We start from the raw sequence: 20,363 nt of genomic DNA, 5'->3' as shown, positions 1-20,363 counted from the left end.
TTCCCCTGTGTTTGAACTCAAGGGCATAAAGGTAGGGTTTTTCTGCTCTACTGCAGATGGCAAAATAACTACTAATAGGAAGTTTAGGCTATCAAACCTTAGCTATGAAAGGCTTATGTATACTGTAGAGAAAAACCTAAAAGACTTTGAAAGGCTCTTAGAGATTTCCCTATCCTTAGGCTGTGGTATATTCAGGCTGGGTTCAGACCTTGTGCCTTTTGCATCTCATCCCTCTTTCAAAAAGGACTGGCTGAAGGAGGTGGAGGGAAAATTAAGAGAGTTTTCCAAGACCTTGAGGAAGTTTCCAATAAGGATAACCATGCACCCAGGACAGTTTGTGGTGCTAAACTCTCCAAAAAAGGAGGTGGTGGACGCATCTTTGAGGGAATTGGAATATCACTTTTGGGTTTTGGAAACCTTAGGCGTTGGAGCTGAGGGAGTTGTAGTGGTTCATGCAGGTGGTGTTTATGAAGACAAAAGAGAAAGCCTCAAGAGGTTAAAGAATACCCTAAGGGAAAACCAGTGGCTCTATAGATATCTTGCAGTGGAGAACGATGAAAGACACTACACAGTAAGAGACCTTTTGGATGCGGAGCTGGACTTACCTATAGTTTTTGACTACTATCATAACCGTCTAAATCCTTCAGAGTTTGAGGTAAGTGAAATACTGCAAACTTGGTCTGGGCGAGTGCCAGAGTTTCATCTATCCTCTGAGCCAGAGGGAAAGCATCGCTTTGGTGAACACGGAGACTGGATAAAGGTAGAAGACCTTATGGACTTCCTCAACCACTTTGGTGGAAACAGAATAGACCTTATTCTAGAGGCAAAGCAAAAAGAAAAGGCGGTGGAAAAGCTCCTTTCGGAGTTATATATTTACCTTGATGTTAAGCCTTGAAAAATAGCTGGGAAGGGCTTGGAGATGAAGGAGTCTCCGCATGATATAATTTGAACCTGAAATGCTAAGCGATGAAGAGATTAGGAGTATATATGAACTTGTAAGGGTTTATTGGGAGAAGCACTTAAAAGACAGAGGTGTAAAACTACCACATCTTATAAAAAATGGTAAGTATACTAAAGATGGGCTTGTTCTAGTATATCTCGCAAAAGATTACCCCAAAACCAGACCAGTTTCTAAGTCTGAGCTAACCCAGTTTATCAGGAGTTTGTATCCTGATACCAATGATGTTCAACAAGCAAGACATCTTGCAAGACAAAAGGGTTGGTATATAATATCATCCACGAGAGGAAATCATTTGGAAGTAAAAATTCCAAAGGATAGCTACCTTTTGGTGTCTCTTGAAGAGCCTTATCCCGGTTGGACTCCACATAGAAAAGTTGGAATTAGTGATGTGGATTTCGAAAAACTTAAACAAGTTTACAATTACAGATGTGCTACTTGTGGTTCGGAGGAGGGAAAACCAAATCTAAAAAATCCAAGACGCATAACAAAGCTCCAAAGGGCTCACATAGACCCTAAGGACGAATCTAAGGGATACATACCCCAGTGTGATGAATGTAACCGTGCATACAGAGATTGGTTCGTCTTTGATAAACTCGGAAGAGTTATAACCATAGCAAATCCAAGAGTAGTGTTGAGGGCATCTGAAGAGGTTCAAAAACAGGTTTACAAAATTTTAAAGCTAAAATATGAAGGGAAAGAACTATGAAAGATATAGAACTAATACTTGGTGATGCACTTGTTTGGTTGGAAAAAATACCAGAGAATACTGTGGACTTAGTCCTTACAGACCCACCTTATTTTCTTGATAAACTTGACGATAAATGGTCTCATGAAGAGGTATTGAGGGCAAAAAGCAGTGTAGGAACTGTTAAATACTTACCTGTAGGTATGAAATTTTCTCCAGAGCAGGCTGTAGAGTTTGGAAAATGGTTCTCCTCTGTAGCTTATAAGGTTTTCAGGATTTTAAAGCCGGGTGGTTGGTTTCTCTCTTTTTCCCATCCAAGATTGTTCCATAGGCTTGTATGTTCTACGGAGGATGCTGGGTTTTGGGTTAGAGATATATTTCTATGGATATATACACAAAATCAGCCAAAGGCTTTTAGCCTTGAACATTTTCTTGATAGAACTGCTTTTCCTCCCGAGGTGAAAGAAAAACTAAGAGAAGAGCTAAGAGCATACAAAGTCCCGAAGGTAAAAAGCAACTACGAGCCTATAATGGTGGCTCAAAAGCCTCCAGAAGGCACATTATTGGAAAATTTTGCAAAGTATGGAGTTGGGTTGTTTAATGTCAAAATAAAGCAAGGAAAAGGGATGTTCCCGTCTAACATAATAACCACAGATAGCATAGATGAGGTTATGGATAGATATTTTCTAATTGAAAAACCAGACAGGAAAGAAAAGGGTGCTTTCAATGACCATCCAAGCGTAAAACCTATAAAACTCTTGAGGTTTCTGATTGAACTTACCACAAAAGAAAAAGCCTTGGTGGTTGACCCTTTTATGGGTAGTGGCTCTACTGCTATAGCTTGTAAAGAGACAGGTAGAAGGTTTATTGGCATTGAGATAAATAAGCACTACTATGAGATAGCGACAAGAAGGCTCAAAGAAAAGGTTAGTTTATTTGAATAGCACATATTATATAACTATGCTAAGCCTTGAAGAACTTCAAAAGGCACCAGAAAAACCCGGCGTATACCTTTTCAAAAGGGGCAACAAACCCATATACATAGGTAAGGCAAAAAACCTTAGGGATAGGCTCCTTCAACACTACAAGCTGGCGGAAAAGGACAGCAAGGAAAAAGCTATTATAGAAAACTCCACTTCTGTGGAGTGGGTTATAACACGCAACACCTTTGAAGCCTTAACGCTGGAAGTAGACCTTATTCAACTCCACAAACCTCGTTATAATGTGCTCCACAAGTATGGCGGTGGCTATCCTCTACTTTTATTGACCGATGAGCCATATCCTACTGTAAGAGTGGTAAGAGGCACAGAACATAGAGGACAGCTTTTTGGACCTTTCTTTAGCACCTCAAAGGCTAAAAAGGTTAAAAGACTTATTCACAGGGTGTTTAAACTCAGAACCTGCGACCCAATCCCTGAAAGAAAAGAACCCTGTATGGATTATCATCTTGGACTTTGCTCTGGACCTTGCTGTGGTCTTATAGACAAGGAATCTTATAGGCTGTCGGTAAAATCCGCTATTGCTTTGCTCTCTGGAGAGGTGAGCGAAGTTTTAGAGGAGCTATACCAAAAGATAGAAGAGGAAATGCAAAGGCTTAACTTTGAAAGATGTGCCATGCTAAGAGACCAAATACAGGCTTTGGAAAACCTCTCTAAGGGTCAAAGGGTCTCTGGGCTTGAATATGGTAATGCGGATATTCTTTACGCTATGGGTAGGGTTTTGGGTGTTTTTCTCATTAGGTCTGGAAGGCTTGTGGACAAGCAAGTTTTTGTCCTTGAGAGGGAAGAAGACCTTGAGGAGTTTTTGCTGGGATTTTACTACACGAGCCCTCTGCCTCAAAACCTGCTTGTGAACTTTGAGCTTTCGGAAGAAACCCTATGGTGGCTCTCTCAAAGAGGAAACTTTGAGCTAAGAAGGGATATAAGCCCAGAGCTTGAGGAACTCATAAGGGAAAACCTTGGACACCATCTTGACCCTGTGGTTCTTAGGGAGGAGTTTCATAGGGTGCTACGTATTCCAATGCCAGAGAGAATAGAGGGTTTTGATATTTCTCACTTTTATGGTGAATACACTGTTGGTTCTTGCGTAGTGTGGGAAATGGGAAGCATGAACAAAAGAGCTTATAGAAGATACAGAATAAAGAGCTTTGAAGGGATAGATGACTATAGAGCTTTGGAAGAAGTCCTTTCACGGAGAGCAAGAAGGCTAAAGGAAGGCGAGGAAAAAATGCCAGACCTTTGGCTTATAGACGGTGGTTATGGACAGCTCAGTGTTGCTATAAGAGTGAGAGACAAATTTTCCTTACCAATAAAGGTCTATGCCCTTGCAAAGGAGGAGGAAATTCTTATCTCGGAGGAAAGAAAAGAAGTAAGGCTGACCCAACATCCTATTTTATACAGAGTCTTTGGGCTAATTAGGGACGAGGCACACAGGTTTGCACTTACCTACAACAGGAAATTAAGACTAAAGGAGGGTCTAAAGGACACCTTGGATAAAGTAAAAGGCATAGGAGAAGTAAAGAAAAGGCTCATTTACAGGAATTTTGAAAACCTCTACGAGTTTCTAAAAGCGGACGAGGGAACTTTAAGAAGGCTGGGTATAAGCCCTACTCTCAAGCAGGAAGTAGAAAGGTATCTCAAAGGTTAAAAAGTTATAATATAAATCATCACCTTTTGAAAGGAGGCACGCATGGCAAAGGGAACAGTCGCTTACAAAATACTAAAGGAGCACCTTGTTAGCGGAAAGCTAATACCCGGTGAGGAGATAGCCATAAGGATAGACCAAACCCTCACACAGGACGCAACTGGAACTATGGCTTATCTCCAGTTTGAAGCAATGGGAGTGGATAGGGTCAAAACAGAGCTTTCTGTTAGCTACATAGACCATAACATGCTACAAACGGACTTTAGAAACCCAGATGACCATAAATATCTTATGAGCATTGCCAAAAGGTATGGCATATGGCTTTCCAAACCCGGTAATGGTATATGTCATCAAGTCCATGTGGAAAGGTTTGCAAAGCCTGGAAAAACGCTTCTTGGCTCAGACTCTCACACACCTACCTCTGGCGGTGTGGGTATGATAGCCATAGGTGCGGGTGGTCTTGATGTGGCTGCGGCGATGGCTGGTGAACCCTTTTATCTAAAAATGCCAAAGATAGTAGGTGTAAAGCTAACTGGTAAGATGCCAGAGTGGGTCAGTGCAAAGGATATAATCCTTGAGCTTTTAAGAAGGTTAACGGTAAAGGGTGGTGTAGGAAAGATTTTTGAATACTTTGGAGAGGGTATAAAAGAGCTTTCTGTGCCAGAGAGGGCAACCATAACCAACATGGGAGCGGAGCTTGGTGCAACCACTTCTATATTCCCATCCGATGAGATAACAAGGGCGTATCTTAAAGCTCAAGGCAGGGAGCAGGACTGGATAGAGCTTTTGCCAGACCCAGATGCGGAGTATGACGAAGTAATTGAGATAAACCTTTCTGAGCTTGAACCACTAATAGCCTGCCCTCATTCACCAGATAATGTGGTGCCTGTGAGAGAAGTGGAAGGCACAAAGGTAGACCAGGTAGTAATAGGCTCTTGCACAAATTCCTCCTTCGTGGACCTTACAAGAGCGGGCAAGATGCTCGAAGGAAGGAAGGTTCATCCAGATGTTATATTTGCGGTAGCCCCTGGCTCAAAGCAAGCCCTTGAGCTTATAACTCAAAACGGTAATCTCCTTAACTTTCTAAAGGCAGGGGCGAGGATATTGGAAAGTGCCTGTGGTCCATGCATAGGTATGGGATATGCGCCACCAAGCGGTGGAGTGTCCATTAGGAGCTTTAACAGAAACTTTGAAGGAAGGTCTGGCACGCCTGATGCGAAAGTATACCTTGCATCTCCAGAGGTTTGTGTAGCCTGTGCCATAGCGGGAGAGATAATAGACCCAAGAAAATTAGCAGAGAGAGAGGGTATAAAGTGGATAAGAGTGGAGCTACCAGAAAGCTTTCCATACGGCGATGAAGCCTTTATACCACCACTGCCTGAAGAAGAGGCGAGAAAGGTGGAAATATACAGAGGTCCAAACATAAAGCCTCTACCTGAGTTTGACGAAATGCCAGAGCTCATAGAGGGAGAAGTAAGCCTTATAGTGGGAGACAACATAACCACAGACCACATAATGCCCGCAGGTGCAAAAATACTACCCCTTAGGTCTAACATCTACGCCATAAGCGAGTATGTTTACCACTACGTAGACCCAGAGTTCGTCTCAAGAGCCAAGAAGATAAGGGATGAGAAAGGAAAAGCCAACATAATAATAGGTGGTGAAAATTACGGTCAAGGCTCATCCAGAGAACATGCAGCACTTGCCCCCAGATTTCTTGGAGTGCGTGCGGTTATAGCCAAGTCTTTTGCAAGGATACACCATGCAAATCTTGTAAACTTTGGCATAGTGCCCTTGGAATTTGTAAACAAAGAGGACTACAGCAAGTTCTCTCTGGGTGATGAGATAGAAATACCAGAGCTCACTCAAAGACTACAGGCTGGACAGGAGGTGGTGGTTATAAACAAGACCACGGGAGAGCAAATAGTATGCAAATACAACCTTACACCTAAGCAAGTTTCTGTGCTATTGGCAGGTGGACTGCTTAATTGGATAAAGAAAAAACAAAAGGTGGAAGTATGAGCAAATGGCTCTTAGCCCTGGTTTTGTGCCTTAGCATGGTGCATGCAAAGGAAGTGCCTTTTACCTTAGAGGATAGGGATAGGCTCATTAGAATGGAGGCAGAGCTAAAGGCACTAAGTAAAAGTGTGGATACTCGTTTTGAGGAAACTAACAGGCGTATGGATACTCGCTTTGAGGAAATGAACAAGCGTATAGACGAAGTAAACCGCAAGATAGACATGCTTTTCAACTTTTTGTGGATAATTACTGGCATATTTACTACCATAACTGTGGCTACTATAGGCTTTGCCATATGGGACAGAAGGACTACACTAAAGCCTTTTGAAGATAAGATAAAGAAGCTGGAAGATAAAGACAAAACCTTTCTTGAGGCACTGAGAAGCCTTGCAGAGGAAGACAAGAAGGTGTATGAAATCCTAAGGAAGTATAACATGCTGTAAAGGAGGGTTAACATGAAGCTACGCAAGGTTGTGTCTGTAATAGGTGCAGGTAATGTAGGCGAGCATACCGCAAGCCTTTTGGCTTTGAGAGGTCTTGTGGATGTGCGTATGTTTGACCTGCCAAAGAAGGATGGAGACAGAATGATTGAGCCCGTTAAAGGAAAAGCCCTTGACATTCAGCAAATGCTTTCCGCATTGAACATTGATGGAAGAGTGGAAGGCTACACAGTAACACCAGAAGGTGAAGGCTACGAAGCTGTTAAGGACAGCGACCTTATTGTTATAACCGCTGGCTTTCCAAGAAGACCCGGAATGTCAAGGGAAGACCTATTGGAAAAAAACATCTCTATACTCTCGGTTATAGCAGGCAAAATAAAGGAATACGCACCTGAGGCTATAGTTATAGTAGTTACCAACCCGGTAGACCTTATGACCTATGCGGTATATAAAATTCTTGGCTTTGAGAAAAACAGGGTTATGGGTATGGCTGGCGTGCTTGATTCTGCTCGCTTTAAAACCTTTATATCAAGAGAAATACGCATATCTCCACAGGATATAAACGCTTATGTTATAGGTGGTCATGGTGATGAAATGGTCCCTCTCATATCTATTTCTAACGTGGGAGGCATACCTTTAAAGGATATGCTACCAAAGGAGAAAATCCAAGAGCTTATAAAGAGAACTCAGTTTGGTGGTGGTGAGATAGTAGACCTTATGGGAACTTCTGCCTATCATGCACCTGCTGCATCTATAGTGGAAATGGTGGAAGCTATTGTGACAGACAACAAGAGAATACTGCCATGTTCTGTGTATTTGGACGGAGAAGCTGGCAAGTACTACGAGGCGGAAGGCTTGTGTGTGGGCGTGCCAGTAAAATTGGGCAACAATGGAGCAGAAGAAGTGATTAAAATACCTATGATAGAGGAAGAGCGTCAGATGTGGAAGAGGTCTGTGGAGTCCGTAAGGAAAAACATAGCCATAGTGGAGGAGCTGTTAAATGCGAGAAGTGCACTATAACCAGATAGTAGAGGCGGTAAGGGAAATTGCCATAAGGGCGAACTATGAAATTCCAGAGGATGTGGAGCTTGCCTATCAAAGTGCCATAAGGAGAGAAGAATCTGAAATAGGAAGAGAGGTCCTCAGCCAGATACTCCTTAACATAAAGTCCGCAAAAGAGGAGCAGATGGCATACTGTCAAGACACAGGTGTGGCAGTGGTTTTTGTGGAGATAGGTCAAGAGGTTCATGTGGTGGGTGGGTCTCTTGAAGATGCCATAAACGAAGGAGTAAGAAGGGCTTATACAGAGGGCTATCTTAGGGCTTCTATGGTTTATGACCCTGTTTTTGAAAGAAAAAACACAAAGGACAACACTCCTGCAGTGATACACTATAGGGTAGTTCCCGGAGATAGGTTAAAGCTCACCTTTGCACCAAAGGGTGCAGGCTCAGAAAACACCTCACGCCTTGCCATGCTAAAGCCTGCGGACGGTTGGGAGGGTGTAAAAAGGTTTGTCCTTGAGACGGTAAAACTTGCTGGTCCTAATGCCTGTCCACCCTTCACCGTCGGTGTAGGAATAGGTGGCACCTTTGAATACTGTGCCTTGCTTGCCAAGAAGGCACTACTTAGACCAGTGGGAGAAAGAAGTAAAGACCCTGTAGCCAAGAGAATAGAAGAGGAGCTTATAGAGGAAATAAACAAGATAGGTTGGGGTCCTATGGGTTTTGGTGGGACTGTGACTGCGGTGGATGTAAAGGTGGAGCTTTACCCTTGCCACATAGCCTCTCTCCCGGTGGCAGTAAACATCCAATGCCATGCCAGCAGGCATGCGGAGATAGAGCTGTGAAATACATCCTAATCTTGGCTTTTATAGGGCTTATAACGGTCATATTTCTAAGCGGGTTTGCCTTTAGATTGTTAAGGAGATAGGAAGAATTTGCCTACTAAATTATCGCCTTCTTCGCATTCCTTTTGAAAAACTATGCCTTCCTTATCTAACAAACCTTACCCTATAAGCCTTTTTAGACATTCATTCGCTTGTTTTTGACCTATATCTAAGTTACACCTTGGTAGCCACTTGCTCTGTCCAAGAACACTACTTATAGAAGGGGCCGTTTCAAAATTTGTGTAAATTATACCATCTATGACCTTCAGTATAGCTTTTATACTTTTCGGGTATTCATCCCAATATGCCCTTGCTCTATAGCAGGGCAACTGTATTATATACCCTGAAAAGCATCTGTGTAAATAAGTAGGAAAGGGGCTCGCACCTTAAAGCCCTCACCATAGGGCAGGAGTAGTTTAGCCCTCTTTTCTACGCTTAATATTTTATCATAAAGCTGGAGAGGGCTTGCATACCTATACCCTCTAAGGGGTAGGTAGAATTATGCCCTTCCCCAGCTTAACCCTCTTCAACTGTAAAATCAACCATGTCAAAATCTATGTCCTCATTCCCCTTCACAATACCTTTAGGCACAACAAATTGCCATATATTACCTTCCTTATCTTGCTGTTTATACTCTCCACAAAGTTCGTAGTCGCCAACATCCTCCTTATTTCATAGGGATATCTGTAAAAGGTCAATATCTCCTCAAGCTCTCTTTCCCAGTCCCTCACTACCTGTGGATACTCTACTTGGTATTCCCTCCTAAACCTCTCAAAGTTCTCCTTAGCTTGCATCTGCGTGGTAGACATGTATATTGCCCTCAATGCACTGGCTACTCTCTTCCTGTCTTTGTATTTGACCTTCTTTAGACTGTTCCTTACCTTGTGAACCAGACACTTCTGATGGTCGCTTATGGGATATACGCTCCTTACTGCTTCTTGTATACCTTTTAGCTCGTTGCTTACCACTACAAGTATGTCCTCTACTCTTCTTGCCTTGAGGTCATTCAAGACATTTACCCAAAAGCTAGCACTTTCCTGTCTTGCAAGCCAAAAGCCAAGTATCTCTTTGTAGCCATCTGTGTCTATTCCAGTCTTTGACCTCTGGCATTATTCTGTCAGTTAACCTTGATATGGTGCTTGCAGATAGTCTTGTGCCGTAGATGTCTTCAAGGATGTCTTGTATGTCTCTTGTAGATAAGAGGAATTCATCCAGCTCTGCTTGTAGCATTTTGCCTATGGTTTGAGCCATAAAGTCTTTTAGGACTTCGCTGAACTCCCTACGGCATTGCTCTACTTTTTCTTTGCTTGGCTTTTTCATATTAACACCTCCTTACTTTATTTTTACACAATGGATGAAACAGTCCCTGTGTGAAAGCAAGGAATTAGGAAGTAAGAGGCAGGTTGTAGAGAGTGTTATAAGTTAGATAAAACTTTTTAATGCTGGTAGTGGATGGAGACATTAAATTGTGTGCTTGTGTATGTATATGCTTATGCTATTGGGTACAGCTTTTTCAGGAGGTCTGCTTGATAATACCAAATTTCTCACCCAGCACATGATAAATATCATACCATTTTGCATAAAGCCATTAAACTTTCTCAAGAAGATGGAACTTTTCTCCTACTGTAACCTTACAGCACCCATGGAATTAGTAAGAGGCTTTTTTAACAATTCAGCAAATCTCCTCAAGATAACGCCCTTATCCTTTCTTTTTAAGGTAGAGCCAGAAGAGGAGCTAAAGGAGGGTATGGTGATAAGGCTGAAGTTTCTCGGTTTTACGATAATGGAAAGCCTTATAAGGGATGTGGGAGCCTTTGGCTTTACAGATATAGCTCTTAAAAAGCCTTTCTTTATAAGACACTGGGAACACAGACACAAATTCATACCAAAGGGAAACTCAACGGTGATAGAAGACCATCTTACCGTAGAGAGCCTACTACCAAATGTCTTGTTAAGGCTATTCCTTAGGCTTATGTTTATATATAGATGCAGGAGGTTAAAAAGACTACTAACTTAGAGCCACAGACTTTTGCTCTTGCTGGCACTCTTATCCTTCCTCTTGGTGGTTTGCATGAGGTTTTTGCAGTGGTTGGTGGTCTTGCTCTCATGTATGGTATGGCTGGGCTTTTGGAGAGGTCCTCTTTGGGAGAGCTAAAAAAGACCTTTGGGCTTGGGCTTTTGCTTGCCATAGTGGGTGGGCTATGGGCAAAGCATGTGCTTGATTCCTATGGCTTTGACATAAAAAGGCTTCTTATAACTGCCTTTGTTTCTGGTGTTGGGCTTTATATCCAGTCAAGGTGCTACAGTGCTTTGGCAAGGGCAAAGGGAAAGGAAATTCTTGAGCTGGGTGGTATTCTTCTTGTGATAGGCTCTGCCACCTTTTGGTTTTATGTGGGTTTTATCCCTCTGTCTCTTGGTGTTTTGCTAATAGCCTATTCCTTTTGGAGGTGGTAATATGAAGGAGTTTATTATAAAAGTCCTTGCTCTGCTTGGTATAGCTCAGGCAGGTGCTCCACTGCAAGAAGGTCAACAAGCCTACCTCTTTAGTCTTAAAAACCACGAGGGTAAAACTGTTAACCTTTCAGAGTACAGAGGAAGGTGGGTAGTCCTCTACTTTTACCCAAAGGCGGACACTCCGGGTTGCACTGCACAGGCAAAGGAATATACAAGGCTCATGCCAGAGTTTGAAAGACTAAGGGTAAAGGTTTTTGGAGTAAGCACTGACAGTGTGGAGAGCATAAGGAAGTTTAGAGAAAAATACAACCTTTCTGTGGAATTTCTCTCCGACCCAAAGGGTAGCGTGGCAAAGTCTTATGGAGTCACTGTAATAGCGGGCTTTTGCTCAAGAGACACAGTGCTTATAAACCCTGAGCTAAAGGTGGAGAAAATATACAGGGGTGTAGACCCCTCCGCAGACCCACAAAGGGTTTTAGATTATCTAAAAAACAAAGCAAAATAAACCTCTTGAAATTAACATGCCCAAAACCTCATACTTAATCTATGCGTGCAAGTTTGAAAGTCTCTGGAATGACCTGCGTAAACTGTGCAAGAGCTATAGAGATAAGCCTTAAGAGGTTAAAGGGTATTCAAAGGGTAGAGGTTTCCTTTGAGTTGGGAAGAGTAGCAGTAGACTTTGATGAGGAGCTTTTGAGCCCTGACCAGATTGGAAGGGTCATAGAATCTCTGGGCTACAGGGTTGAAAAGGTAGAGGGTAAAAAGAGGTCTCTCGAGATACTTCTTTTTTGCTGGAGTTCAAGCCTTTTGATAATGGCTCTCATGTTCGTGCATAGCACACCTAGTCTTTATACACAGGTTTTGCTTGCTATAGCTATTCAGCTTATTGGTGGATATGGCTTCTACAAGGGTGCAATAAGTTCCCTTAGGGCAAGGGTAGGCAATATGGACTTGCTGGTAGCCTTAGGTAGCACCTCTGCCCTTTTGTATAGCCTTCTTACTCTCTTTGACTTTCTCCCTGGAGAGCCCTTCTTTGAAACATCCGCCTTTCTCATAACCTTTGTAAAAACTGGCAAGTTCCTTGAAGAGTGGGTAAAGTCCAAAGCCCTAAGAGGCTTAAAAGACCTATTTTCTTTGCAAACAGTAAGGTTAAGGGTTTTCAAGGATGGAAGGGAGATAGAAAAAACTCCCTTGGAGGTTTTTGTAGGCGATACGCTAATTCTGAGAAGTGGTGATATGGTAGCTGTAGACTGCAGAGTTTTAGAAGGCTCTCTTGAAGTGGATGAGTCCCTTGTAAGCGGAGAGAGCCTGCCCGTTAGAAAATCTGTTGGTGATAGGCTCATATCTGGTAGTGTGGTGCTTTCTGGTTTTGCAAAGGCAAAGGTGGAAAAGACCTTTTCCAGTAGTTATGCCAACTTGCTCGTAAGACTTGTAGAAGAGACCCTTAGCAAAAAGCCAAGAATTCATCGCCTTGCGGACAGGTTTTCCCACTACTTTGTTCAGTTCGTGCTTTTGCTTTCTCTTTTGACCTTTCTATTTTGGTATGCTTCCACTGGAGACCTACAGAAGGCAGTTAACTTTTCCCTTGCGGTGCTTGTGGTTTCTTGCCCCTGTGCCTTTGGCATTGCGGTTCCTCTTGCACTTACTGTAGGGCTCTTTAGAGCCTACAAAAGAGGTGTCCTCATAAAGGACCCATCCGCCCTTGAAAAGGAAATAGACATCCTGCTCCTTGATAAAACTGGCACTCTCACAGAGGGAAAGCCCAAACTTATTGACCTTAAGCTCTACCACAGCTCCGCCCTTTTTGTAGCCTGTGGTCTTGCAAAGGCTTCCAACCATCCCTACTCTCAGTCTATAAGGGATTTTTGCAGGTCAAAGGGCCTAGAAGGAGAAAACTTTGAAAACTGCAAAGAGGAGGCTGGAGTTGGTGTAATATGTGGAGATTACATGCTTGGAAGGTCAGAAGAAGGTGTAGCTCTCTACAAAAATGGTACAAAGCTGGCGGAGTTCTACTTTGAGGACCGCATAAGACCAGAGGCAAAAAGGGTGGTGGATTTTCTCCTTTCAAAAGGTATAAGGGTTTGCATGCTCACAGGAGATAGAGAGGACAAAGCAAGGGTGGTAGCCAGAGAGTTAGGCATAGCAGAGTTTTTTGCCAAGGCAAAGCCTGAAGACAAGCTAAGGAAGGTAGAGGAGCTAAAAGCGGAAGGCTACAGGGTTGGGCTTGCAGGCGACGGTATAAACGACGCTCCTGCGATGGCTCGCGCGGACCTCTCATTTGCTCTTGGTTCTGGCACAGATATGGCAAAGAGGGCAGGAGATGTGATTTTGCTCAGAGGGCTTGAAGGCTTAAGAGAGTTCTTTGACATAAAGGTTAAAACCATGCGAAGGATAAGGGAAAACCTCTTTTGGGCTTTTATTTATAACCTTGTGGGCATACCTATAGCTGGTGGGCTATTATACTTGAAGGGCATATACCTAAAGCCTGAGTATGCGGGGCTTATGATGGCATTTTCTTCTCTTAGTGTGGTCTTGAATTCTATAAGAAAATAGTGTATAATACATTGACTGCTCTGAGGAGGCAAAAAAAATGGCATTAAGGATAAGAGTATCAAGATACGGAAGAAGGCATCACCCCATATACAGGCTTGTGGTGGCGGACGCAAAAGCACCAAGGGATGGTAAGGTGGTAGATGTGATAGCCACCTATGACCCTGTAAACAAAAGGCTTATAGAGGTAAAGGAAGAAAAGTTAAAAGAGTGGCTCCAAAAAGGAGCTGAGATTACAGAAAGAGCAAAAGCCATACTCAAAAACTCAAAAATACTCTAACAGGAGGTAAACCATGAGCCAGCTAAGGGATATCGTAGAAATAACTGCCAAATCCCTTGTGGACAACCCTGAGAAGGTAAACGTGCAGGAAATTGAAGGAGAAAAAACAGTGGTTATTGAGCTCAGGGTTGACAAAAACGACCTCGGAAAGGTTATAGGAAGGGGCGGTCGCATTGCAAGGTCTCTCAGAACCATCCTTTCTTCCATGGGAAGGAAGATAAACAAAAGGGTGGTTCTTGAGATACTTGAGTAGTTTATAATAAACCTCCATGGGCAGGACAATAAAGATGGCAGAGTCCCCCATGGAGGGACATCCAGACAAGTTAGCAGACCTCATAGCGGACGCTCTCCTGGACGAATTTCTAAGGAAAGACCCATACAGCAGGGTGTCCCTTGAAATACTTCTCATCTCTGGCATGACCTTTGTGGCAGGTCATGTCTCTACAGAAAGCTATGTGGATATACCAGGCATTGTCAGAAAGACCATAAAAGAAATAGGCTACAACAGACCAGAGCACGGCTTTGATGCGGATTCCTCTGCGGTAATAACCTCCATAGAGGAACAGAGCCCTGAGATAGTGCTCGGTATATCTTCAGAGGGTGCAGGAGATACTGCAACGGTCGTGGGTTATGCCTGCAAGGAAACGGAAAGCCTTATGCCTATGCCCATAAGCCTTGCCCACAGACTCTCTCACAAGATTTCTGAACTTAGGAAGTCTGGCAAGGCACCCTTTCTCAGACCTGACGGCAAGGTTCTAATAACGGTGCTATACGAAGACAACAAACCCCTATCTGTGAAGGACATAATAGTTTTCTGTCAACATGACCCAGAAACTCAACTTGAAAAGCTGAGGGACTTTATTACGGAAGAGGCGGTCAAAAAGGTAGTGCCTCAGAGCTTAGTATCAAGGGATACACGTATTCTTATCAACCCGTCGGGAAGGTTTGTGCTTGGTGGTCCTGTAGCGGATGCAGGACAGACTGGTAGAAAGATAGTTTCTGATGCCTATGGAGATGTGGCTTATTCTGGAGGCAGTGCCTTTTCTGGCAAAGACCCAACAAAAACTGACAGAACCGCCTCTTATATGGCACGCATGATGGCAAAGCATGTGGTAGCCAGCGGTCTTGCAGATAGGTGCATGGTGCAAATGGCTTACGCCTTTGGTATGAGCGAGGTAATAGCCTTTGATATAGAAACCTATGGGACAGAAAGGGTGGACAGAGAGAAGATAAGAGAAAGGCTCTTAGAGGTTTTCCACACAAGCCCTAAGAAGATGATAGAGTTTCTTGACTTAAGAAAGCCCATATATAGGCAGACCGCTTGCTACGGGCACTTTGGAAAGGAAAACCTTCCCTGGGAAAAGCTAACAAAACTTGAAGAGTTTTTAGAGCTCAAGTAGTCTATCAAGATAAACCGCACCGCCAACCGCACACAGCTCCTTTCCAAGAGTCTTATAAAGACCGTCATACCTACCACCACCAGCGACAGGATAACCAAGGTAAGGGTGGAAAAACTCAAAGACAAGCCCCGTATAGTAGTCCTGAGGACGAAGTTCAGATAGGTCAAAGAGTAGCTTAAAGTCTTTGAGGTTTTCATAAACTTCTAACAGCTCATGACACTCTGTGGAAAACTCTGGATGTTTCTTTTTGAATTCTTGCAAGACCTCTGGATCGCCCTGTGTGGTAAGTAAGTCCTTAAGCTCTGGTGCGTGGGAGAGCTCCGAGAAGTTTTTTTCAAGCAAGGGTTTTTTGTATCCCTCTCCGTATCTTTTGAGAAGACCCTTGGCTATTCCCACATGCCCCACGCTTACGGTTAGCTCAGAAAGGCCACAAGCCCTCAGATAGTCTGCAATCTTTTGAATAACTTCCACTTCCGCCTTTGGAGAAGCCTCTCCAAGAAGCTCAATTCCCACCTGAAAACTCTCAAACTCCATATTGGTGGAAAAGGTATTTCCAAAGTAAAAAACTCTAAGAGGAAGTTCCAGATCCCTTTGAAGGCTTAAGAATCTTGCAAGGCTTACCGTCCAGTCTTTTCTTAGACACAAAAGACTTCCATCCTGCAAATTCCCTACGACGAAAGCACCTTCATCATAAAGCCTTGGACTGTATAGCTCAATGGAAGGTAGCATAATATACCTATATTCAGTAAAAACCTCACAAGCCTTTAGGAAAAACTTCTTTAACTTTTCTGACTCCTCAAAGTTGAAAAACCGTTCCTGCGGTGGAAATTTCACAGAGAGTTATTATATACCTTATGGGTCAAAGTTTCAGCTCCTGCCCTAATACTTCCAAAAGATTTTCAGAACTTATCAACTTTTTAATTAAAGCATGTAGAAACTCTCTATCTTTTATCTTTATTACCTTTCCTTGCAAACCCTGTGGCACATAGCCAAGTTTACCCTCTGCGAGAGTTATAACCATATACTCTTTGGCAGTCTTATATCCTCAGGTCTAACCACTATAGGCATGTGCCTGACCTCCTCTGTTAGCCTTATCCTTAAGTTAGGTCTTAGTTCCGTTAGCGTCAAGATTTTCAAAAGATAGTCCTTTCTTTCTTCCTCGTTCATGCCTTCCATAGTCCTTATGAGCTTCTGGATAAGATAGTCTTCGCCCTCAACCCTACAAAGACATGCCAGTAGCCTATCCATAGGGTCTGGACTTTCCAAAAGCACCTTGCAGTCTATCTGCCTTATGTCAAGCATCTCATAGCTAAAGGTAAGGTTTCTAAGCCTTAGCCTTGACTTCATTCTGAGCTTTCTGTTTCCCACATACACAAGGAGCTGTTTTATAGGACTGCTTGGATATCTCTCTAATATGGCAAGGTAATAGCGTAGCATTCTAAAGGGCATATTAGTGTCGTTAAATGACTGGAACTCTATATGCAGTATGCTTTCATCCTCAAGCCTTGCCAAGAAGTCCACCCTTAGCTCTGTGGAAGGGAAGTTGGTAGGCAGTAGCTCTTTTATGGGTGCGGGTGCAAGTATTTTGCTAAGTCTGTGTGGGATTTCTTCAAATATGTCTTTTAAGGCTATGTCCTTTGAGAACACACGAAAATTATAACAAGCATAGGTTTTAGGCTTAACAGATATAATAGAAAATTGTTATGACCCTTCTCCCGGGAAAACTCAAAACCTTTGTTAAATGGGCATGTGGGAAAAGGCAGATAGTGAACTTGCTTGTGGCTTGTATGCCATCAAAATATCGGACTTACGTAGAACCTTTTGTGGGTGGTAGTGCTTTGTTTTTTGAAGCTCAGCCAAAAAGGGCTATAAGCGGTAATAACCAGCAACTGAACCATGTCTGAGAACAAAGTAGAAAAGGCAGTAAAGCTCATAAAAGACTTATCCCAGGAAGACTATAAGCGTCTCAGGAGGAGTTTTGGCGTTGGTCTGTATCTTTTTAACCTTTTAAAGGACAGCCTTGAGCCCTCATACCTTGAAATGTTAAGGGATTTTGACAAACTTCCTTTTGAGAAGAAAAAGGCTATTCTAAAGGTCATTGAGGATAGGCTAAGGCATCCTTTACCTACCCTTGAGGTAGACTTTTCCAAGGTAGAGAAAAAGCCTATAGAGGCATTTTTCAAACCTGTGGATAAACTAAAAATACTTGATGAGAAGGAAAAGAAGACCCTCAAAGCCTTTGGAATAAAAGACCTCTATTCTGCCCTTTGGTTTGCTCCGCTGAGGTATGAAGACAGAAGGCTTTTATACACGGTAAAGACCACAAAGCCTGGGCAGAAGGTAGCCTTAAAGGTTAAAGTGGTTGCCACAGGTTATGACCCACAAGAAAAATATCCCGCTTGGGTTTTGTGTGAGGATAGCACAGAAAGCCTATATTTGAGGTTTCGCTACAAGGACAAAAGACCTCTTTATAGCTTCAGAAAAGGTCAAGAGCTTATAGTCTATGGAAAGCTAAAGGAGTTTGCGGGCGAAAGGTATATGGTTCATCCCGAGTTTCTAAAAGAGACGGAGGTTGGAAGGGTTTTGCCCTTTTACTATATAAGGGTGGACGGAGAGCTAAGGAGTATATCCGCAGAGAAAAGACACGAAAGAATAAGGAGCATTCTCTACAAACTTTCTGAAACTACAAAGTATATGCCTGAATATCTTCCTGAGTGGGTCATAAAAGAGAGAAACTTCCCACCTATTGGAGAAAGCCTATACCTTTTACATAGACCAATCGGGTTTTCCGAAGAAGACCTAAACAGCTTTTCCACGCCTTTTCAAAAAAGGCTCATATACGAAGACCTTTTCCTGTTTCAGCTTTCTTTACATCTTATAAAGTCTCAGGTAAAGAGCCAACCTGCGGTAGCCCTCAAAGAACCAGAAAAGCATATTAAGGAATTTTTAGCTTCTTTGCCTTTTAAGCTCACTCAGGCTCAAATGAAGGCTATAAGGGAAATACTGACGGACATAAAGGAAGACAGACCTATGAATAGGCTTTTGCAGGGTGATGTGGGAAGTGGAAAGACGGTTGTGGCTATGGCTATAGCTTACGCCTTTGCAAGGGAAGGCTATCAAAGTGCCATAATGGTCCCTACGGAGATATTGGCACTTCAGCATTACGAAAACTTTAGGAAGTTTCTTGAGCCTCTTGGGGTTCATGTGGGTCTTTTGACTGGGTCTGTAAAGGGGTCTAAGAGAAAAAGCGTGCTTTTTCATACAGAAAGGGGAAACATAAAGGTGCTTGTAGGCACTCACGCCCTAATTCAAGAGAGCGTGGAGTTTCATAGGCTTGCCTTTGTGGTGGTGGACGAACAGCATCGTTTTGGTGTTATGCAGAGGAAACTTCTTTTGGAGAAGGGTAAAGGTTATTATCCTCATAGCCTTGTGATGAGTGCTACGCCCATACCGAGAACCCTTGCTCTTTCCTTGTATGGAGACCTTGACCTTTCAATAATAGACCAGATGCCTATTGGTAGAAAACCTGTTATTACAAAGCTCCTATTTGATTCGGAGTTTGACAAGGTTTTGCAGGCAGTAAGGGGAGAGCTTTCGCTGGGAAACAAGGTCTATGTTATCTATCCTCTTATTGAAGAATCAGAAAGCCTTGATATGAAGTCCGCAGTAAAGGAATATGAAAGGTGGAAAAGCCTTTTTCCAGACAAGGAGGTGCTATTGCTTCATGGAAAGCTAAGGGACGAAGAAAAGAGAGAATTTATGGAGAGGTTCAAAGACACTGGAGATATCCTTGTGGCTACCACTGTGGTGGAGGTGGGCGTGGATGTGCCATCCGCAACCCTTATGGTTATAGAATCCGCACACCGGTTTGGTCTTTCTCAGCTTCATCAGCTTAGAGGAAGGGTAGGAAGGTCAGACAAACAAGCCTATTGCTACCTTGTGGTGCCAGATGAACTAAAGAAGGACCAAGAGGCTATGAAGAGGTTAAAGGTTGTGGTAAAGTCTAATAACGGCTTTGAGATTGCAGAGGAAGACCTAAAGCTGAGAGGTCCTGGAGAGCTATTGGGTGTTTCTCAGTCAGGATACTTTGGCTTTATGGTGGCAAACCTTGCAAGGGCTCAAGACAGGGTTATGCTTGAGCTTGCAAAGGAAGACGCAAAAAAGACCCTTGAGGAAGACCCAAACCTTGAAAAATACATGGACTTAAAGAAGGTTCTCATCCATAGATATGGCGATAAGATGGGTCTTTCTTATATGGCGTGAAAGGCTGGGGTGCAGGAGAGAAACCTAAGCCCAAAGTAAAACCTCCAAAAACGAAGACGGTAAGTGTAGACCTGCACACTATAATTGCCACTATCTTGTAGAGTTTCTCTTATAGACCTTTGGTCAAAGACCTTATATATTGTGCCATCCCTTAAGAGAAATATCAAAACTCTCTTTTCGTAAAAGTCTGCACTTAGCACTGCAGGGGTTTTAAACTGGTCGCCTGGGAAGAAAAAACCCGCTCGCGAATACGCGTATATTTGTGGGTTCTTGCTTCCTGTGAAGGGTATGAGGGCTGTGTTCTCGTGAGGGTCGCACTGACCTGCATAGTATAGGTTCTTCCTATCTCTCAGTATAAAGCTGTAACTGGGTATGTCTAACTTCCATAGGGAAATGATTATTGGCATATCTGATGCCAGGGGTTTACATTGGCTTAGACTAATGAGAGAATAGGGGTCTGAAGGCTTTTCAAGAAGAAGGGTTTTAGGTATGTATTCAAAGAGAAAATATAAAAGCCATTTACTAAGCCCGATATCTTGGTAGCCCTTTACTCTTTCCTCTTCCATATGACAAGCTAAAGCATTTCTCTTTTCTAACTCTTCTTGAAGCTTCCTCGGGTTTCCCAAGGGGCTGTTGTAGACGCTTTTGGGGTTTATAACGCATGCGCATCGCTTTTGAAAGGGTATAGGCACTGGAGAAGGAATGGAATAGTTTACATGGTCAACATAAACATAGGGCAGAGAATAATAGAGGAAAAACCCAACCAAGTATAAACTCATTAAA

Annotated in this window: 21 protein-coding genes and 1 pseudogene; 17 read left to right on the top strand and 5 right to left on the bottom strand. The window is 43.0% G+C overall.

What is annotated here, in order from left to right:
* The first annotated feature begins 7 nt into the window (after window positions 1–7).
* From uvsE to IAE16_RS07225, 8 genes are all read left to right on the top strand, one after another.
* Window positions 8–895 (top strand): UV DNA damage repair endonuclease UvsE, encoded by an 888-nt coding sequence (gene uvsE, locus IAE16_RS07260; RefSeq protein WP_323700127.1) that lies wholly within the window; start codon window positions 8–10, stop codon window positions 893–895.
* 61 nt (window positions 896–956) lie between these two features.
* The gene (locus IAE16_RS07255; RefSeq protein WP_173832901.1) at window positions 957–1,667 is read left to right on the top strand and encodes a hypothetical protein; all 711 of its coding nucleotides are present in this window, start codon (window positions 957–959) and stop codon (window positions 1,665–1,667) included.
* On the top strand, window positions 1,664–2,590 hold the full coding sequence (locus IAE16_RS07250; protein ID WP_323700126.1) for a DNA-methyltransferase: 927 nt from the start codon (window positions 1,664–1,666) through the stop codon (window positions 2,588–2,590). Before IAE16_RS07255 ends, IAE16_RS07250 begins: the two co-directional genes overlap by 4 nt.
* 16 nt (window positions 2,591–2,606) lie before the next feature.
* Window positions 2,607–4,292, top strand: coding sequence for an excinuclease ABC subunit UvrC (gene uvrC / locus IAE16_RS07245; protein WP_323700124.1), 1,686 nt, complete (start codon window positions 2,607–2,609; stop codon window positions 4,290–4,292).
* Between the two features lie 42 nt (window positions 4,293–4,334).
* Window positions 4,335–6,311: an aconitate hydratase gene (locus tag IAE16_RS07240; protein WP_323700123.1), complete on the top strand. Its 1,977-nt coding sequence runs from the start codon at window positions 4,335–4,337 to the stop codon at window positions 6,309–6,311.
* Window positions 6,308–6,751 carry a hypothetical protein gene (locus IAE16_RS07235; RefSeq protein WP_323700121.1) on the top strand — a complete coding sequence of 148 codons (444 nt, stop codon included), beginning with the start codon at window positions 6,308–6,310 and terminating at the stop codon, window positions 6,749–6,751. The genes IAE16_RS07240 and IAE16_RS07235 overlap by 4 nt, the downstream gene beginning before the upstream one ends.
* A 12-nt stretch (window positions 6,752–6,763) precedes the next feature.
* Window positions 6,764–7,768, top strand: coding sequence for a malate dehydrogenase (locus IAE16_RS07230; RefSeq protein ID WP_323700120.1), 1,005 nt, complete (start codon window positions 6,764–6,766; stop codon window positions 7,766–7,768).
* Window positions 7,749–8,594, top strand: coding sequence for a fumarate hydratase (locus IAE16_RS07225; RefSeq protein WP_323700118.1), 846 nt, complete (start codon window positions 7,749–7,751; stop codon window positions 8,592–8,594). The genes IAE16_RS07230 and IAE16_RS07225 overlap by 20 nt, the downstream gene beginning before the upstream one ends.
* Window positions 8,595–9,205: 611 nt before the next feature.
* On the opposite strand, the pseudogene IAE16_RS07220 reads toward IAE16_RS07225, so the two are convergent.
* Window positions 9,206–9,863: pseudogene (locus IAE16_RS07220) on the bottom strand (IS256 family transposase).
* Between the two features lie 325 nt (window positions 9,864–10,188).
* Between IAE16_RS07220 and IAE16_RS07215 the strand changes: the two are divergent.
* From IAE16_RS07215 to metK, 7 genes are read left to right on the top strand one after another with little or no spacing between them, the layout of a single operon-like run.
* Window positions 10,189–10,650, top strand: coding sequence for a hypothetical protein (locus tag IAE16_RS07215; RefSeq protein ID WP_323700116.1), 462 nt, complete (start codon window positions 10,189–10,191; stop codon window positions 10,648–10,650).
* The gene (locus tag IAE16_RS07210; protein ID WP_323700115.1) at window positions 10,620–11,087 is read left to right on the top strand and encodes a hypothetical protein; all 468 of its coding nucleotides are present in this window, start codon (window positions 10,620–10,622) and stop codon (window positions 11,085–11,087) included. Before IAE16_RS07215 ends, IAE16_RS07210 begins: the two co-directional genes overlap by 31 nt.
* 1 nt (window position 11,088) lies before the next feature.
* The gene (locus IAE16_RS07205) at window positions 11,089–11,592 is read left to right on the top strand and encodes a peroxiredoxin (protein WP_323700113.1); all 504 of its coding nucleotides are present in this window, start codon (window positions 11,089–11,091) and stop codon (window positions 11,590–11,592) included.
* 41 nt (window positions 11,593–11,633) lie between these two features.
* Window positions 11,634–13,640 (top strand): heavy metal translocating P-type ATPase, encoded by a 2,007-nt coding sequence (locus tag IAE16_RS07200; protein ID WP_323700112.1) that lies wholly within the window; start codon window positions 11,634–11,636, stop codon window positions 13,638–13,640.
* A 37-nt stretch (window positions 13,641–13,677) separates the two neighbouring features.
* Complete coding sequence (gene rpsP / locus IAE16_RS07195; RefSeq protein WP_323700110.1) at window positions 13,678–13,917, top strand: 30S ribosomal protein S16; 240 nt, start codon at window positions 13,678–13,680, stop codon at window positions 13,915–13,917.
* 13 nt (window positions 13,918–13,930) lie between these two features.
* On the top strand, window positions 13,931–14,170 hold the full coding sequence (locus tag IAE16_RS07190; RefSeq protein ID WP_323700108.1) for a KH domain-containing protein: 240 nt from the start codon (window positions 13,931–13,933) through the stop codon (window positions 14,168–14,170).
* 16 nt (window positions 14,171–14,186) lie between these two features.
* Window positions 14,187–15,317 (top strand): methionine adenosyltransferase, encoded by a 1,131-nt coding sequence (metK, locus tag IAE16_RS07185; RefSeq protein ID WP_323700106.1) that lies wholly within the window; start codon window positions 14,187–14,189, stop codon window positions 15,315–15,317.
* Here the strand turns inward: metK and IAE16_RS07180 are convergent.
* From IAE16_RS07180 to IAE16_RS07170, 3 genes are read right to left on the bottom strand one after another with little or no spacing between them, the layout of a single operon-like run.
* Entirely contained in the window at window positions 15,303–16,151 is an 849-nt protein-coding gene (locus tag IAE16_RS07180; protein WP_323700105.1) for an ATP phosphoribosyltransferase regulatory subunit, read from the bottom strand. The two genes, metK and IAE16_RS07180, sit on opposite strands and share 15 nt — an antisense overlap.
* A 25-nt stretch (window positions 16,152–16,176) precedes the next feature.
* On the bottom strand, window positions 16,177–16,338 hold the full coding sequence (locus IAE16_RS07175) for a hypothetical protein (protein WP_323700103.1): 162 nt from the start codon (window positions 16,336–16,338) through the stop codon (window positions 16,177–16,179).
* On the bottom strand, window positions 16,329–16,964 hold the full coding sequence (locus tag IAE16_RS07170) for an RpnC/YadD family protein (protein WP_323700102.1): 636 nt from the start codon (window positions 16,962–16,964) through the stop codon (window positions 16,329–16,331). Before IAE16_RS07170 ends, IAE16_RS07175 begins: the two co-directional genes overlap by 10 nt.
* Window positions 16,965–17,020: 56 nt before the next feature.
* Between IAE16_RS07170 and IAE16_RS07165 the strand changes: the two genes are divergently transcribed.
* Together IAE16_RS07165 and recG are read left to right on the top strand one after the other, a co-directional pair.
* Window positions 17,021–17,221, top strand: a complete 201-nt coding sequence (locus IAE16_RS07165) for a DNA adenine methylase (protein WP_323700101.1) — start codon at window positions 17,021–17,023, stop codon at window positions 17,219–17,221.
* Complete coding sequence (gene recG, locus IAE16_RS07160) at window positions 17,214–19,580, top strand: ATP-dependent DNA helicase RecG (protein WP_323700100.1); 2,367 nt, start codon at window positions 17,214–17,216, stop codon at window positions 19,578–19,580. Before IAE16_RS07165 ends, recG begins: the two co-directional genes overlap by 8 nt.
* Here the strand turns inward: recG and IAE16_RS07155 are convergent.
* Window positions 19,568–20,359: a hypothetical protein gene (locus IAE16_RS07155; RefSeq protein ID WP_323700099.1), complete on the bottom strand. Its 792-nt coding sequence runs from the start codon at window positions 20,357–20,359 to the stop codon at window positions 19,568–19,570. The genes recG and IAE16_RS07155 overlap by 13 nt on opposite strands.
* Between the last annotated feature and the right edge of the window lie 4 nt (window positions 20,360–20,363).

Source organism: Hydrogenobacter sp. T-2 (assembly GCF_033971325.1).
Classification (GTDB): domain Bacteria; phylum Aquificota; class Aquificia; order Aquificales; family Aquificaceae; genus Pampinifervens; species Pampinifervens diazotrophicum.
This window is presented reverse-complemented; position numbering and strand designations above follow the sequence as displayed.